Below are 13,781 nucleotides of genomic sequence, written 5' to 3' on the forward strand. Positions count from 1 at the left end.
CGGATGGCGGCCAAATCCAATGGACCGGCTGCGGGACGGAAAGACGGAGCCAAAATATGGTACCCGGTGCTGCTTGATCTTGAGGACAAGCCGTGCCTTGTTGTCGGCGGCGGTAGGGTCGCCGAGCGTAAGGCTTGTACCCTCATGGAAGCCGGGGCGAGCGTGACAGTGGTCAGCCCGCGGCTTACCCCGCAATTGGAAGCGTGGGCGGAGCAAGGGCTTATACGGACGCAGCGTGAGGAATATACCGCCGGTCTTCCCGTACTGGCGCAAGCGTTTCTCGTGTTCGCCGCTACCGGCGATGCCGTGGTGAATGCGCAGGTATGTGCCGAAGCGGAAGCCCTCGGTAAGCTTGTGAATTCGGCCGATGATGCGGAGGCCGGAGGGTTTATTGTACCGGCGACCCTGAGGCGCGGCCGGTTGACGCTGGCGGTATCGACGGCAGGCGCAAGCCCTTCGCTGGCCGCCAAAGTGCGCAGGCAGCTTGAAGACATGTTTGGAGAAGAGTACGCGCCGTATCTGGAGCTGATGCATGAACTGCGCATGACCGTCCAGACTGTCGTGTCCGATACGTCTGAACGCCAGGAGTTGTTTCGGGCTATGCTGGAGTGGAAGCTGCTTCCTTTGTTTAAATCAGGGAGACTGCCATATGATCATTTCCGGTCGGAGCTGCTGCGCCGCGTGGCGGAAGACCCGACAATCGACGGGATCTGCAGCATCGGAGATTGGCTGCTGAGTCTACAAAACGCTTGGAATGGGCATGAATGAAAAGAAAAAGAAGACCAGACGGATGGTTAAAATACTGTCTGATCACAAAGGGTTATTCAAGCGGGCTTCGCTCAGAAGCTTTCTTAATTTATATCAGATGATTAGCTATAGAGGCTGATTGAGTGGACAAGGGGTTGACCGAACGCATGCGTAAAATCGTTGTAGGTACCAGACAGAGCGCGCTCGCTCTGACACAAACCGGACAGGTGATCGATCATCTTAAGGAGCTGTGTGAGCGGAACGGCATCGAAGTGGAGTTCGAATTGAAAAAAATCGTGACCAAAGGCGATCGGATTCTCGATGTAACGCTTTCCAAGGTAGGCGGTAAAGGCTTATTCGTTAAAGAAATTGAACAAGCGCTGCTCGATGGCGAAATCGATCTGGCGGTACATAGCATGAAGGACATGCCCTTCGAGCTTCCGGAAGGCTTGGTGATCGGCGCTATACCTGAACGGGAAGACCCTCGCGACGGGTTGATTACGATCGGGGGTCGGGGGTTGGACGACCTCCCCGAAGGGGCAAAGATCGGGACAAGCAGCTTGCGCCGCTCAAGCCAATTGCAAAACTATCGGCCGGACTTCCGGATCGAACCGGTAAGAGGCAACATCGATTCAAGGCTGAACAAGCTGGAGACAGAAGGCTTCGACGCCATCGTGTTAGCCGCGGCCGGTTTACGTCGTATTGGCTGGGAGGATCGGATCAGCGCATACCTGCCTCCCGAGTTGTGTCTCCCGGCCGTAGGACAGGGAGCGTTATGTATCGAGTGCCGCGGCGATAACGAATTCGTGCTGGATCTCCTGGCCGGGTACCGCCATGAGCCTACAGCGATTGCGGTAAGCGCGGAACGAAGCTTCCTGGGCCGCTTGAACGGCGGCTGCCAGGTTCCGATCGGGGCTTATGCCCAATTGGGCGAAGTGAACGCCGACGGTAAACCGGAAATCACGCTGACCGGCATGGTGGGATCGCCGGACGGCAAACGGATGTTAAAAGAAACGATGAACGGAACAGATCCGGAAAAGCTGGGATTAGCTTTAGCCGAGGCACTAATCGCCAAAGGAGCTGCAGAGCTGCTGTCCATAGCTGGGGAATAGGGGAGAAACGGTTGTGAATAAGGGTGTCGTTTATCTTGTCGGTGCCGGACCAGGGGATCCGAAGCTGATTACGTTGAGAGGCTTGGAGGCAATACAGCGGGCCGATGTGGTTGTTTACGACAGACTTGCCAGCCCGCGTCTACTGAAGCATATGAAGGCCGGTGCGGAGAAAATTTTTGTGGGCAAGCTGCCCGACAAGCATATGATGAAGCAGGAGGAAATTAACCGGCTGCTGGTCGACCTTGCGCTTCAAGGAAAGACCGTGACCCGGCTCAAGGGCGGAGATCCGAGCGTGTTCGGACGCGTGGGAGAGGAAGCGGAGCTGCTCGCGGACAACGGGATCAAGTTTGAAATTGTTCCCGGCATTACTTCCGCCATCGCCGTGCCGGCTTATGCCGGAATCCCGGTAACGCATCGCGATTTTACTTCTTCCTTTTCCATCGTGACGGGGCATGAATATAAAAATAAAACATACTCCAGCGTGAATTGGGATAACTTGTCGCAAGCGTCCGGCACACTTATTTTTTAATGGGTGTGGCTAACCTAGAGCAAATATGCAACCGGCTGATTCATGGCGGCAAATCTCCGGAGACTCCTGTGGCGCTCATTCGATGGGGAACTTGGATGGAGCAGGAAACATTGACGGGAACATTGATGGATATCGCGGAAAAGGTGAGAGCAGCCAATTTTCAATCGCCGGCGGTTACGATCGTTGGCGAAGTCGTGAAGCTAAGAGACAAGCTCTCCTGGTTCGAGAAGAAGCCGCTCTTCGGACGGCGAATTCTGGTCACCCGTGCGCGCAGTCAAGCTAGTGATTTAGCCAACCAAATCGATGAACTGGGCGGAGAAGCGGTGGAGTTTCCGGTGATTCGTACACAGCAGACAACCGATCCCGCTGCTCAAGCGCTGCGGGATGACGCCATAAGCTCTGTGGAACAGTTTGACTGGATTATGTTTACAAGCGTAAACGGTGTGGAGTTTTTCTTTCAAAGAATGCGGGAGCTGCGTAAGGATATACGCTCTCTTGCGAAGGCGCGTATTGCGGCCGTCGGTCCGAAAACAGCGGAAGCGTTGGAGGAGCGAGGCTTGATGATTGAAACGATCCCTTCACGGTATCAAGGGGATGCGCTGCCCGAAGCATTGGCTGCCGAGCTGCAGCCGAATCAGCGTGTGCTTCTTCCTACAGCGAATATCGCCAGGGACGCGCTGCCTCATAAGCTCAAGGAACTCGGTTTGCATGTAACCAAAATCGATATGTATGAGACGGTGCTGGAAACCGATCACGGTGATGAAATCATCGAGCTGCTCAAGCAGGGTAAAATTCATATTGTCACGTTTACAAGCTCATCTACAGTAACAAATCTGCTTCGCGCATTAAAGGAGCTTGGCGAGCATGAGCCGGTTGAATTGCTCCGGGGCTGCAACATTGCTTGTATCGGTCCGTTAACCGCCCAAACTGCTTTGGATGCAGGACTGAATGTAGACTATATGGCCAAAGAAGCGACGGTTTCGTCGCTTGTGGCCAGCTTATATCAACAGGATAGCGGCGAATAAAGCCGACTAACCGCAGCTAGGAGGAGAACTTATGAGTTTCCCGCTCGTTCGAAATCGCAGACTGCGTACGTCCCACGCAATACGTAATCTGGTAAGAGAGCACGCTGTTTCCACGTATGATTTGATTTATCCGATATTTGTGACCCATGGTTCCGGAATTAAAGAAGAAATCAGCTCAATGCCGGGCGTATACCATCTGTCAATAGACCGGTTGGAAGAAGAAATTCGTGAAGTGACGGCTCTTGGTATTCAAGCCATTCTCTTGTTTGGCGTACCGGAGCATAAAGATGCTCACGGAAGCTCGGCTTATGACGCAAACGGCATCGTTCAGCAGGCTGCCCGCCGGATCAAAGAATGGAATCCCCAGCTTTTAGTCATTGCGGATACCTGTCTGTGCCAATTCACGGACCACGGCCACTGCGGCATCGTTCATTTTGATGAAGCCAAAGGGCGTGCCGAGGTGTTGAATGACCCTACGCTGGAGTTGCTCGTCAAAACGGCGGTGTCTCAAGCCGAAGCCGGTGCGGATATCATTGCACCGTCGAACATGATGGATGGTTTCGTGTATGCGATCCGTCAAGGGTTGGACGAAGCCGGCTATGAGCACGTGCCGATCATGTCTTATTCCGTCAAATATTCTTCTTCATTCTACGGACCGTTCCGTGATGCAGCCCATTCGGCGCCGCAGTTTGGCGACCGGAAGACGTATCAGATGGATCCCGCCAATTCCCGCGAAGCGCTGCGTGAAGCGGATGCCGATGTCGCGGAGGGCGCCGATTTTCTCATGGTGAAGCCGGCGCTCGCTTATATGGATATGATTCGGATGCTGCGCGACCGTTATGATCTTCCGATTGTTGCTTACAACGTCAGCGCGGAGTATTCCATGGTCAAAGCCGCGGCCGCACAGGGCTGGATCGATGAGAAGGCTATCGTGATGGAAACCATGGTCGGCTTTAAGCGGGCGGGCGCGGATCTGATCATTACTTATTTCGCCAAGGACATTGCCCGTTGGCTGAAAGAGGAATAACCGAATCGGTCTATCGTGTAATCAAACGTTTGTCTTCCAGCTCAGCTGCAGGACAAACGTTTTTTTCATTAGATTTGCTGCCTTCATCGAAGGGGCCGGACGTTGGCCAATGGGATGACTGCCATGGCGGCTCTCCGTTCCCGGGATGAGCGAGATATTTTCCTTGAAATCAGCTGTCATACATTTGTCGGAAAACGGCGGCTGACATACGTTGTTACCTGCTTTCAAATAGGGCATAATGGAAAGTATACAACGGGAATGCGGAAAAGAGGAATCCAATATGAGCTATAATGATTTGTTTATCCGTGCTTGTAAAAAGCAGGAAGTGGATACGCTGCCGGTGTGGTATATGCGGCAGGCGGGACGGTATGACCCGGATTATCGCAAAATCAAGGAAAAATACAGCCTTCTTGAAATTTGCAGGCAGCCGGAGCTGGCGGCGGAAGTGACCATGATGCCGGTGAAAAAGCTTGGCGTCGATGCGGCGATTTTGTATTCGGATATCATGAATCCCGTCGCTTCGATCGGAATCGATTTTGATATTGTCAAAAATATCGGTCCGGTGATCCATAACCCGATTCGCACGTCTGCGGATGTGCAAAGGCTGAAGCCGATTCAGGTGGAGCAGGATTTATCACACGTCCTGAAGACGATTGAAATTCTGGTTGGAGAGCTGCAGGTTCCGCTCATTACGTTTGCGGGTGCGCCGTTTACCATTGCCAGCTATTTGATCGAAGGCAAGCCCTCCAAGAGCTACATCCGCACCAAAGGGCTGATGTACGGTGAACCGAAGATTTGGTTTGAGCTGATGGACAAATTGGGAGACATGGTCATTACATATCTGAAAGCCCATATCGCTTCCGGCGCCAAAGCGGTGCAATTGTTCGACAGCTGGGTCGGGGCGCTGTCTCCGGCCGATTATCAAACCTATGTGCTGCCGACGATCCGCCGTATTTTTGCCGAGATGGAATCTTATGAGGAGCCGAAAATTTATTTCCCGGGCGTCAGCTCCGGGGAGCTGCTGCCTTATCTACGGGATGTCCAGGCTGACGTTATCGGACTGGATTGGCGTGTTCCGATTGCAGAAGGACGTCGGCGCGTAGGCAGCCGGTTTGCGGTGCAGGGCAATTTGGACCCTTATGTGCTGACAGCTCCCATGTCCGTCATTGAGGCACAGGCCAAGGCCATTATCGATGAAGGCATTCAAAAGCCGGGGTACGTGTTCAATCTAGGGCACGGCTTGTTCCCGGAGGCTTCCTTGGAAAAGCTGAGGGAGCTCACAGCGTTTATCCATACGTACTCCCGTCAGGCGCTGAAAGCGCAGGGAACTTTCAAACAGGAAAGCGGTGTATAACATGAGTGCGACGGAGATCAAACGGATTGGTGTTCTTGTCTTGTCTTACGGAACGCCCAAAAGCATCGATGACATTGAAGCCTATTATACGCATATCCGGAGAGGGCATCCTCCGACGCCGGAGCAGCTGCAGGATTTGAAAAATCGCTATGAAGCGATTGTGGGAGGCGTATTTCCGCTTAGGGAGAACACCGACAAACAAGTGAAGGCTCTGGAGGACCGGTTGAACGAGAAATATCCGGACACCACGTTTATTTGCTATCAAGGCTTAAAGCACGCGGCCCCTTTTATAGAGGACGGCGTAGAGCAAATCGTTCAGGACGGACTTACGGAAGCGGTCGGCGTGGTGCTGGCTCCGCATTATTCCTCGATGAGCGTTGGGGGGTATATGAAACGGGCGCAAGCGAAGGCGGATGAGCTTGGTTTAAACATCCGGTTCGTTCGCAGCTACCATTTGCATCCCAAGCTGATCGAAGCTTTGGCGGAGCGGGTGGAAGAAGCCTTGAACCGATTCGAAGGGGTGGAGAAGGACCGGATCAAGGTGATTTTTACCGCACACAGCCTGCCGGAAAAAATACTCGAGATGAAAGATCCGTACCCTGAGCAGCTGCTGGAAACGTCCAGAGCGGTCGCCGCTAAGACGGGTCTGACGAATTGGCAGTTCGGCTGGCAGAGTGCGGGACAGACCGGAGAGCCATGGCTTGGTCCCGATGTCCTGGACGTGCTGCGCACCATCAAGCAGGAAAAGCAGGCGGAGCATGTACTGATCTGCCCGGTCGGATTTGTTTCCGATCATCTTGAAATTTTATACGACCTCGATATTGAAGCGCAGCTAACGGCTCGCGAGCTCGGACTGCATCTGGAACGTACCCGTTCCTTGAATACCGACCCGCTGTACATGGATGCGTTAAGCGACGTCGTTTACGCGCAGTTGGAGAGGAATTGATGGTATGGACGGCAACGCCAGACACGTCGTTATTGTTGGCGGAGGCATAACGGGGCTTAGCGCCGCTTATTATTTGAAGAAAAGTACGGCCGCCCCCTTGCGGATTACGGTGATGGAAAAAGGCGGGGCGTTCGGGGGGAAAATCATCACATTAAAGCGGGACGGCTTCGTTATAGAGAAAGGCCCGGATTCGTTCCTGGCGCGAAAGCAGGCGATCATTGATTTAACCCGGGAGCTAGGGCTGGAGGACAAGCTGACCGGTACGAATCCCAACGCGAAAAAAACGTACATTCTATCGGGCGGGAAGCTTCACCGGATGCCTGACGGCCTTATGCTGGGAATTCCTACTCGGCTAGTTCCTTTCATGCGGACGGGTCTTCTGTCGCTGTCCGGCAAGGCGCGTGCCGCACTGGATTTGGCGCTGCCCAAACGAACATCGCCGGAAGACGAGTCGCTCGGGCACTTTTTAGAGCGGCGGCTGGGGGCGGAGGTGCTTGCGCAAATCGCCGAACCCCTGCTTGCCGGCATCTATGCAGGCGACACGTACAATTTGAGCTTAAGAGCGACCTTCCCGCAATTTCACTCGATTGAGCAGAAGCACCGCAGTCTGATCCTGGGCATGATGCAAAACCGGAAAGCGGGCGGCGAGGAAAGCCGGACGCTGCCCGAGGCCGCACGTAATACGATGTTCCTCACCTACAGGGATGGACTGGAGACACTGGTTGACGGACTGCTGGATGCGCTCGATGATGTGCGTCTTCTAAAGCATTGCGGTGTTTCGCGGGTGGAGAAGGCGGAGGAAGGTTACCGCGTCATTCGGGAAGACGGAGAGATAGAGGATGCGGCTGGTGTCATTATAGCGCTCCCTGCCTACGGCATAAGCGAAGTGCTCGGTTCCGGGGTTCCTGAAATACGGGAGCTGGACAGGATCGAATATGTCTCCGTCGCGAACGTTATCCTGGCATTCAATGCCGAGGACATGGTACGGGAGCTCGACGGTTCGGGATTTGTCGTGCCAAGGCGGGAAGGGCGGTTTATTACGGCTTGCACCTGGACGTCCAAGAAATGGCTGCATACCGCGCCTAGCGGCAAAGTGCTTCTGCGCTGCTATGTCGGACGTTTCGGAGACGACCGTTGGCTTCATATGACGGAGGACGAAGTTTTCCGTGAGGTACGTAAAGATTTGAGAGAAACGATGGGCATTACAGCCGAGCCGTTATTTATGGAAATGACGAAGCTGATGCGTTCGATGCCGCAATACCCTGTCGGCCATCTCGAGCTAATCGGCCGCGTTCGCCAAGGGTTGTCCGAGCGCATGCCCGGTGTGCTGGTGACGGGAGCGGCGTTCCAAGGCGTAGGGCTGCCGGATTGTATTCGTCAGGGAAAGGAAGCTGCGCAGCAAATGGCGGCACAGCTTCAGTAGCATTGGAAAAAGCCCGACCTCATCGGGCTTTACATTTTTTGATTAAAGGGAAGAAAAGATGTGGCGGCCTGCAATGGGAATGGTATAATGGCTGTGAGATTGTCCAGTTACCGGGATACCGGTTTTAAGATGGGTTTAAGTACAATTATAGAAAAAGGTGGGGCCTAAATGAACGAAAAGCGCAAACGTTCCGACACGCGTTCCGCTGAAGCTTTTGCGGAAGCCAAAAAATACATACCTGGCGGGGTGAACAGCCCGGTCCGCGCCTTCAAATCGGTCGGTCTCACACCGCTGTTTGTGGTTAAAGGAGCCGGTTCGCGTGTCTATGATGTGGACGGCAACGAGTTCATTGATTACATCGGATCCTGGGGTCCGCTTATTCTGGGACATGCTCATCCGGAAGTGATCGAGGCCGTAAAACGCACGGCGGAGCTCGGAACGAGCTTCGGAGCGCCAACAGAGCTGGAGACGGAAATGGCCAAGCTGGTGGTTGAACGGATTCCTTCGATCGAGGTTGTCCGGATGGTGAATTCCGGTACGGAGGCAACGATGAGCGCGCTTCGGCTGGCGAGAGGCTACACAGGCCGCAATAAAATCCTCAAGTTCGAGGGCTGCTACCACGGGCATGCGGACTCTCTGCTGATTAAGGCGGGTTCAGGAGTTGCCACGCTGAGCCTTCCGGATAGTCCGGGCGTACCGGAATCCGTAGCGGTCAATACGATAACGGTTCCATATAACGATCTGGCGTCGGTGCAGCTCGCGTTTGAAAAATTCGGTGAAGAAATCGCCGCGGTCATCGTCGAACCGGTAGCCGGTAACATGGGCGTCGTTCCGCCGCAGCCGGGCTTTCTTGAAGGTCTGCGTCAAACGACCTCCTCCTACGGCAGCCTGTTGATCTTCGACGAGGTCATGACCGGTTTTCGCGTCGGCTTACACAGCGCTCAAGGGCTCTACGGCATTACGCCGGATCTTACCTGTCTCGGCAAAATCATCGGCGGGGGTCTTCCGGTAGGCGCGTACGGCGGCAAACGGGAGATCATGGAGCATATTGCTCCGGCCGGACCGATTTATCAGGCGGGTACGCTGTCGGGTAATCCGCTTGCGATGGCAGCCGGCTACACGACGCTCAAGCTGCTGGGAGAGCCGGGCGTTTATGAGGAGCTGGAGCGGAAGTCCGCCAAATTGGAGCAGGGCTTCAGGAAAAACGCGGCCGAGCTGGGAATCCCGTCTACCATCAATCGCGTGGGCTCCATGGTATGTCCGTTTTTTACAGACACGAAAGTGATCAATTATGAGACGGCGAAACGTTCCGATCTGGACCGGTTTAACCGTTATTTTGCCTCACTGCTTGATGAAGGAGTCAGCATCGCCCCTTCGCAGTTCGAAGGGATGTTCGTGTCCGCCGCTCATACCGACGCGGATATCGATGCGACGATTGAAGCGCATTACCAGGCTTTGAAGCGCTTGTGAACCTTCAAACCGTTTTGGTCAAGAGACGCAACCCAATGAAGCCGCCCCGTATTCTTTCTGCATTGAGGAATACGGGGCGGCTTTGATTATCGTCAGCCTGGAACGGCTGCAGAGTTCGGCGGTTGCTGTTATTTTGCTGCAGGAACGGTTTCCGTCACGGTTCCGGCGGGAACTTTGCCGTTGGAGTCCCCGACAACAACAGGCGCCGGAGCCGGACCGGAAACCGGGGGAGGCCCGGTTTTGTCCACAGGGACGCCGCTGCCATCCGTGTTTTCCGTTTCTTTCTGTCCTGCAGGGGCAGGCGAGGGGGAGGAAGCGTCTCCCTCATGGGCACCGCTTTGCTTTGGCGGCGCCGTTCCGGCGGCGGTGCGGGTTTTGCCGCTGTCGTCCCGCTGATTTCCGCCCGCTGCGGGCTTGGTCTCTGCTGATGCGGACCCGCTTTTCGCTTTTTCACCGCCCGGGGATTTGGCAGGTACGGCAGCACGGGTTTGTTGTTGGCGCGCTTTCTTCTCCGCCTGTTCCCGCAAATATTCGGGATGGTCATGGGAGCCGCCCGGATCGATTTTATCGATGCCGTCCCAGACACGGTTGGCGACAACGGATGACGGATTGTCATAAACGAGAAACGCGGACGGCAGTCTGCGCTCGCCATAGCGGCTGGACGGATGGGTAATCAGCTCGCCCCCGACTACCATCTCGGAGGAGGCTCCGCCATCCAGATTTCCGGCGTTGACGGCCCCTTCGTTGAGAAGCAAATCTTGAACCTCCTTCAAGGTGGCTCCTACGCTGTTCGCCTGGCGGCCGTCGATGACGATGAAGATGACGGTTCCGTCGGTTCTTTGCCCGACGGCTGTCCGCGGTGCACGGCCCCATCCGCCGTCGCCGCTTGTAATAAGCGGCTTGCCGTTGGCAATCAGCCTTGGATAAAACGAAACGGCTTCGGATATCCCCATATCCCTCAGCTCGAAAATATTATATTTGCCGACGACTAGCTTCCCTTCCCTGGTAAAGCCGACAATATGCTGCGGAATACTTCCGTCTTGATCCGTGAAGACGATATCGCCGCCCGAAATGATGACACCGATGGCCGCAAAGCCGTTGCCCAGTCCCTCCGGATCATCGAAGCTACCTCCGTTGACGCCGGCTACAGCACCGGTACGGGTAACCATGGACGTGATTCGTTCCCCTTCCCCAGGCTTGGATGGGGTCATGACGCGGATCGATTTGGGATCGTATACGTACATCTTTTTCCTTTCCATAACGGTCCCGAAATATCCTCTACTTTAATCAGTTTGTCTGCGGAGCGGCGGTTTCCGATGTTCACCATGCCCAGATCCTGCTTTTCCCTGGCGGCATCCTCAATCGCGTTCTGCATTTTTTGAACCAGTAAGTCCCGCCGCTCGGCTCCGACAAAAATCCAGGCCCAGCTCCGGTGCTGCGTGGTAATGACCGTTTCTGCGAGCCGTTCCCTTATTTCGCTTCCCGGCTTGGTTAAAAATAAAAAACTGGAGACCCCAAAGGCGAACAGAGCGACCCCAAACAGCGTTCTCTTCAGCCTGCCCCAGTTACGAATGGTCCGCAAGACAGTAACCAATCGAAGTCTCTCCTGTTATTGATGTAATGGAAAATGAACATAGGTCAAATCATATATTTTTCTCACATTCTATCATAATAAAGAAACCATGAATAGAGATTTGATATAGCAAAATAGAGGAAGTCCCGGAAGTATAACTGCTTTGAGAAAAAGCTGCGTTTTGGTAAAATTGACGATAGGTCAACGGATGGAGGAAGTTACGTGCTCTTGAAAAAATACAGTTTTTATGGAATTACCCTGGAAATGATTATCGTCATGGGGCTGTTCTTTGTCCTGCTTTTGGTCATCATGGCGGCGGCGGGGATGGAGCGGAAACGCCGCCGAAAGCATCTTGCTGCCGACGGTGCCAAGGAGGATTCCCCGAGATGAATGCGCGGCGCCGCAAAGGGGAGTGGCTTGAATGGACTGTCAAACGGGACGTGCATTCCATAGAAGATATCCGCGAGGAACTGGTTGAAACGATAGGCGGCCGATTTCTTTCAAAGCTGAACCGTTCCGGCGGTATTCAATGGAAAGGACGCAGGGTGATGCTCCGCTTGTTTCCCGAGGAAACGCTCCAATATGAGCCGGAATGGGCGGACATCGAAGTGCTGTATGAGGACGATTTCAGCCTTGTGGTAAACAAGCCGCCGGGTATGAAGGTGCATCCTACGCGGGAGGGGGAGTCCGGTACGCTGCTTCACGCGCTGGGTTGGCATCTGGAATCGACGGGACAGCGCTGCCGTCCGCGACCTATTCACCGGCTGGACGAGGATACGACAGGACCGGTGCTGGCGGCCAAGAACGAATGGGCGCAATATCGGTTGGATGAAGCGATGCGGGACAAACGCGTAGAGCGGATATACGTCGCTCTGGTTCAAGGACATCCTTCCGACAACAGCGGCATGATCGACGCGCCGATCGGACGCGACAGGCACCATGCGACGAGAAGACGGGTATCCCGAACGGGGGATGCGGCAGTGACACGTTACGAGGTTTTGGAAAGGTTGCGTTCTGCCTCGCTTGTACGATTAAGGCTGGAGACGGGCAGAACGCACCAAATCCGCGTTCACATGAGCCATTTGGGACATCCCCTGTTGGGAGACCTGCTTTACGGCGGCCGGGCGGCGGGCATGGCCAGGCAAGCGCTGCACGGGGATGTGCTGATGTTTCCGGAGCCGCTCACGGGCGAAAGGGTGCAGGTGCGCGCGCCTTGGCCCGAAGACTTTGCGGCTCTTTATGAACAATTGAAAAAATAGTAGTCATGCTCCTCCCGCAGCAGCCATATAAATTGTAAAGACCAATGCGCTGACGATCTTTTCTTTTTTACGGAAAGGTGCAATAGGGAAGGGAGGAAGTTACTTTGACGAATCAGCATAACGGGATTAGGTTTGACATTTACGAGCGTGTGCATTTATCCGAAGGTGTGCTGGGTATCAAGGAACTGGAAGGGGTAGAGCTGACTCCTCACATTCAAGTGCTTCCACAAGGAGAACAAGCCGTGCTTCGCGGCAATTTGCTTTTGACGGGGACGTACGTCGATGAGCATGATCGGCCGGAACAGACGCTGCAGCATTTAATTCCGGTAGAAATTACGCTGCCGCTGAATCGTGTACAGCATGTCGAGGACATTGCCGTTGAAATCGAAAATTTCGACGTGGATTTGCTGTCGGAGCGAAGCTTGAATGTGACGGGAGTATTGTCGCTTGGAGGCATCGAGATCGTTTCGAGATCGGAATCCGAACTCTGGAGGGAAGCCGAAGAAGAGGTCGTGTTTATTCACGAGGTCTCGGAGCACCGTTCGGGAGTACAGGATGAATGGCCGTCGGCCATAAATTCCGCTGCAGAGGCCATCCCTCAAAGGGAACAAGCTCCGGCATCGGAGGTGCGGCAGGAGGCGGATGAGCCAATCAACCGGCACGAACCGGTTGCCAAAACCAGTGAACCGGTAAAGGAAGAAAAGCCGGTACAGGAGCCCAAAGCTGCGGAGACCGCCAAGCCGGAAGAAAAGCCGGTGCAGGATCTCAAAGCTGCGGAGGCCGCCAAGACGGAAGACTTTGCCGCTGAAGCGGAGACCGATACGGATGAGAAAAAAGAATTGAAAGTCGCCGTGGGCAGCAAAAAAACGTCTGAAGCACCCGAATCCTCCACGGAGCCGGTCTACAAATCCTTTGGGCTGGCGTCGCTGTTGAATTTTGCTTCCAAAAAATCGGATTCAAGGCCGCCGGAGGATGGACAGCCGACGCAGCAGGAGCTGTCGCCTTCCGAAAAAGCAGAATGGAAAAATTTGCTCCTTCATTCCGATCGCGAGCAGCAGCAATTCAAGAAGCTTCGGATGTGCATTGTGCAAAAGGAAGAAACGCTTGAAACGATTGCCAAACGCTATGATCTGAATCCGAGAGAAATCGCGCTCTACAACCGGCTCGGAGAAGGCGAATTAACGGAAGGACAAATTGTCTACATACCGAAATAAGGCTCAAAAATCCCCGATCCGGCCTAAACAGGCTTGAACGGGGATTTTTTTGGTTATACTTGTCTTAAGGCCAGTCTCAGAATAGGCGGGAGTAAAAACGGT

General features: G+C 54.3%; 12 protein-coding genes and 1 pseudogene. 11 read left to right on the forward strand and 2 right to left on the reverse strand.

The genetic code is table 11. From position 1 onward, the window contains the following. Window positions 1-3 precede the first annotated feature (3 nt). The 8 genes and pseudogenes from EXW96_RS06120 to hemL all read left to right on the forward strand — a co-directional run bounded on the left by EXW96_RS06120 (window position 4) and on the right by hemL (window position 9,633). Complete coding sequence (locus EXW96_RS06120; RefSeq protein WP_174350147.1) at window positions 4-768, forward strand: precorrin-2 dehydrogenase/sirohydrochlorin ferrochelatase family protein; 765 nt, start codon at window positions 4-6, stop codon at window positions 766-768. 146 nt (window positions 769-914) lie between these two features. Beyond that, window positions 915-1,859, forward strand: coding sequence for a hydroxymethylbilane synthase (gene hemC, locus EXW96_RS06125; RefSeq protein ID WP_174350420.1), 945 nt, complete (start codon window positions 915-917; stop codon window positions 1,857-1,859). A 13-nt stretch (window positions 1,860-1,872) separates the two neighbouring features. Next, window positions 1,873-3,413, forward strand: a pseudogene (gene cobA / locus EXW96_RS06130) (uroporphyrinogen-III C-methyltransferase). Between the two features lie 31 nt (window positions 3,414-3,444). Continuing rightward, entirely contained in the window at window positions 3,445-4,440 is a 996-nt protein-coding gene (gene hemB, locus EXW96_RS06135) for a porphobilinogen synthase (RefSeq protein WP_054819247.1), read from the forward strand. Between the two features lie 280 nt (window positions 4,441-4,720). Continuing rightward, window positions 4,721-5,794 carry a uroporphyrinogen decarboxylase gene (hemE, locus tag EXW96_RS06140; RefSeq protein WP_062409260.1) on the forward strand — a complete coding sequence of 358 codons (1,074 nt, stop codon included), beginning with the start codon at window positions 4,721-4,723 and terminating at the stop codon, window positions 5,792-5,794. 1 nt (window position 5,795) lies between these two features. Then, window positions 5,796-6,740: a ferrochelatase gene (hemH, locus tag EXW96_RS06145; protein WP_054819249.1), complete on the forward strand. Its 945-nt coding sequence runs from the start codon at window positions 5,796-5,798 to the stop codon at window positions 6,738-6,740. Window positions 6,741-6,744: 4 nt separating this feature from the next. Beyond that, entirely contained in the window at window positions 6,745-8,163 is a 1,419-nt protein-coding gene (hemG, locus tag EXW96_RS06150) for a protoporphyrinogen oxidase (protein WP_174350148.1), read from the forward strand. Window positions 8,164-8,331: 168 nt separating this feature from the next. Further along, window positions 8,332-9,633 (forward strand): glutamate-1-semialdehyde 2,1-aminomutase, encoded by a 1,302-nt coding sequence (gene hemL, locus EXW96_RS06155; protein ID WP_074727141.1) that lies wholly within the window; start codon window positions 8,332-8,334, stop codon window positions 9,631-9,633. 128 nt (window positions 9,634-9,761) lie between these two features. Here hemL and EXW96_RS06160 read toward each other — a convergent pair whose 3' ends face one another. Both EXW96_RS06160 and EXW96_RS27330 read right to left on the reverse strand, forming a co-directional pair. Further along, window positions 9,762-10,877 carry a phosphodiester glycosidase family protein gene (locus tag EXW96_RS06160; protein ID WP_254611263.1) on the reverse strand — a complete coding sequence of 372 codons (1,116 nt, stop codon included), beginning with the start codon at window positions 10,875-10,877 and terminating at the stop codon, window positions 9,762-9,764. Then, window positions 10,841-11,227, reverse strand: coding sequence for a hypothetical protein (locus tag EXW96_RS27330; protein ID WP_254611264.1), 387 nt, complete (start codon window positions 11,225-11,227; stop codon window positions 10,841-10,843). The genes EXW96_RS06160 and EXW96_RS27330 overlap by 37 nt, the downstream gene beginning before the upstream one ends. A gap of 201 nt (window positions 11,228-11,428) precedes the next feature. Between EXW96_RS27330 and EXW96_RS06165 the strand changes: the two genes are divergently transcribed. The 3 genes from EXW96_RS06165 (at window position 11,429) to EXW96_RS06175 (ending at window position 13,679) form a co-directional block, all read left to right on the forward strand. Continuing rightward, complete coding sequence (locus tag EXW96_RS06165) at window positions 11,429-11,596, forward strand: hypothetical protein (protein WP_160327385.1); 168 nt, start codon at window positions 11,429-11,431, stop codon at window positions 11,594-11,596. Then, on the forward strand, window positions 11,593-12,465 hold the full coding sequence (locus EXW96_RS06170; RefSeq protein WP_062409256.1) for an RluA family pseudouridine synthase: 873 nt from the start codon (window positions 11,593-11,595) through the stop codon (window positions 12,463-12,465). The genes EXW96_RS06165 and EXW96_RS06170 overlap by 4 nt, the downstream gene beginning before the upstream one ends. A 104-nt stretch (window positions 12,466-12,569) precedes the next feature. Continuing rightward, window positions 12,570-13,679 carry a LysM peptidoglycan-binding domain-containing protein gene (locus EXW96_RS06175; protein WP_174350149.1) on the forward strand — a complete coding sequence of 370 codons (1,110 nt, stop codon included), beginning with the start codon at window positions 12,570-12,572 and terminating at the stop codon, window positions 13,677-13,679. The last annotated feature ends 102 nt before the right edge of the window (window positions 13,680-13,781 follow it).

Source organism: Paenibacillus sp. JMULE4, from assembly GCF_013337105.1.
GTDB lineage: Bacteria > Bacillota > Bacilli > Paenibacillales > NBRC-103111 > Paenibacillus_G > Paenibacillus_G naphthalenovorans.

Coding starts and splice junctions, on each gene's coding strand:
- EXW96_RS06120 (WP_174350147.1), top strand. CDS start 4: ATGGCGGCCAAATCCAATGGACCGGCTGCGGGACGGAAAGACGGAGCC.
- hemC (WP_174350420.1), top strand. CDS start 915: ATGCGTAAAATCGTTGTAGGTACCAGACAGAGCGCGCTCGCTCTGACA.
- hemB (WP_054819247.1), top strand. CDS start 3,445: ATGAGTTTCCCGCTCGTTCGAAATCGCAGACTGCGTACGTCCCACGCA.
- hemE (WP_062409260.1), top strand. CDS start 4,721: ATGAGCTATAATGATTTGTTTATCCGTGCTTGTAAAAAGCAGGAAGTG.
- hemH (WP_054819249.1), top strand. CDS start 5,796: ATGAGTGCGACGGAGATCAAACGGATTGGTGTTCTTGTCTTGTCTTAC.
- hemG (WP_174350148.1), top strand. CDS start 6,745: ATGGACGGCAACGCCAGACACGTCGTTATTGTTGGCGGAGGCATAACG.
- hemL (WP_074727141.1), top strand. CDS start 8,332: ATGAACGAAAAGCGCAAACGTTCCGACACGCGTTCCGCTGAAGCTTTT.
- EXW96_RS06160 (WP_254611263.1), bottom strand. CDS start 10,877: ATGTACGTATACGATCCCAAATCGATCCGCGTCATGACCCCATCCAAG.
- EXW96_RS06170 (WP_062409256.1), top strand. CDS start 11,593: ATGAATGCGCGGCGCCGCAAAGGGGAGTGGCTTGAATGGACTGTCAAA.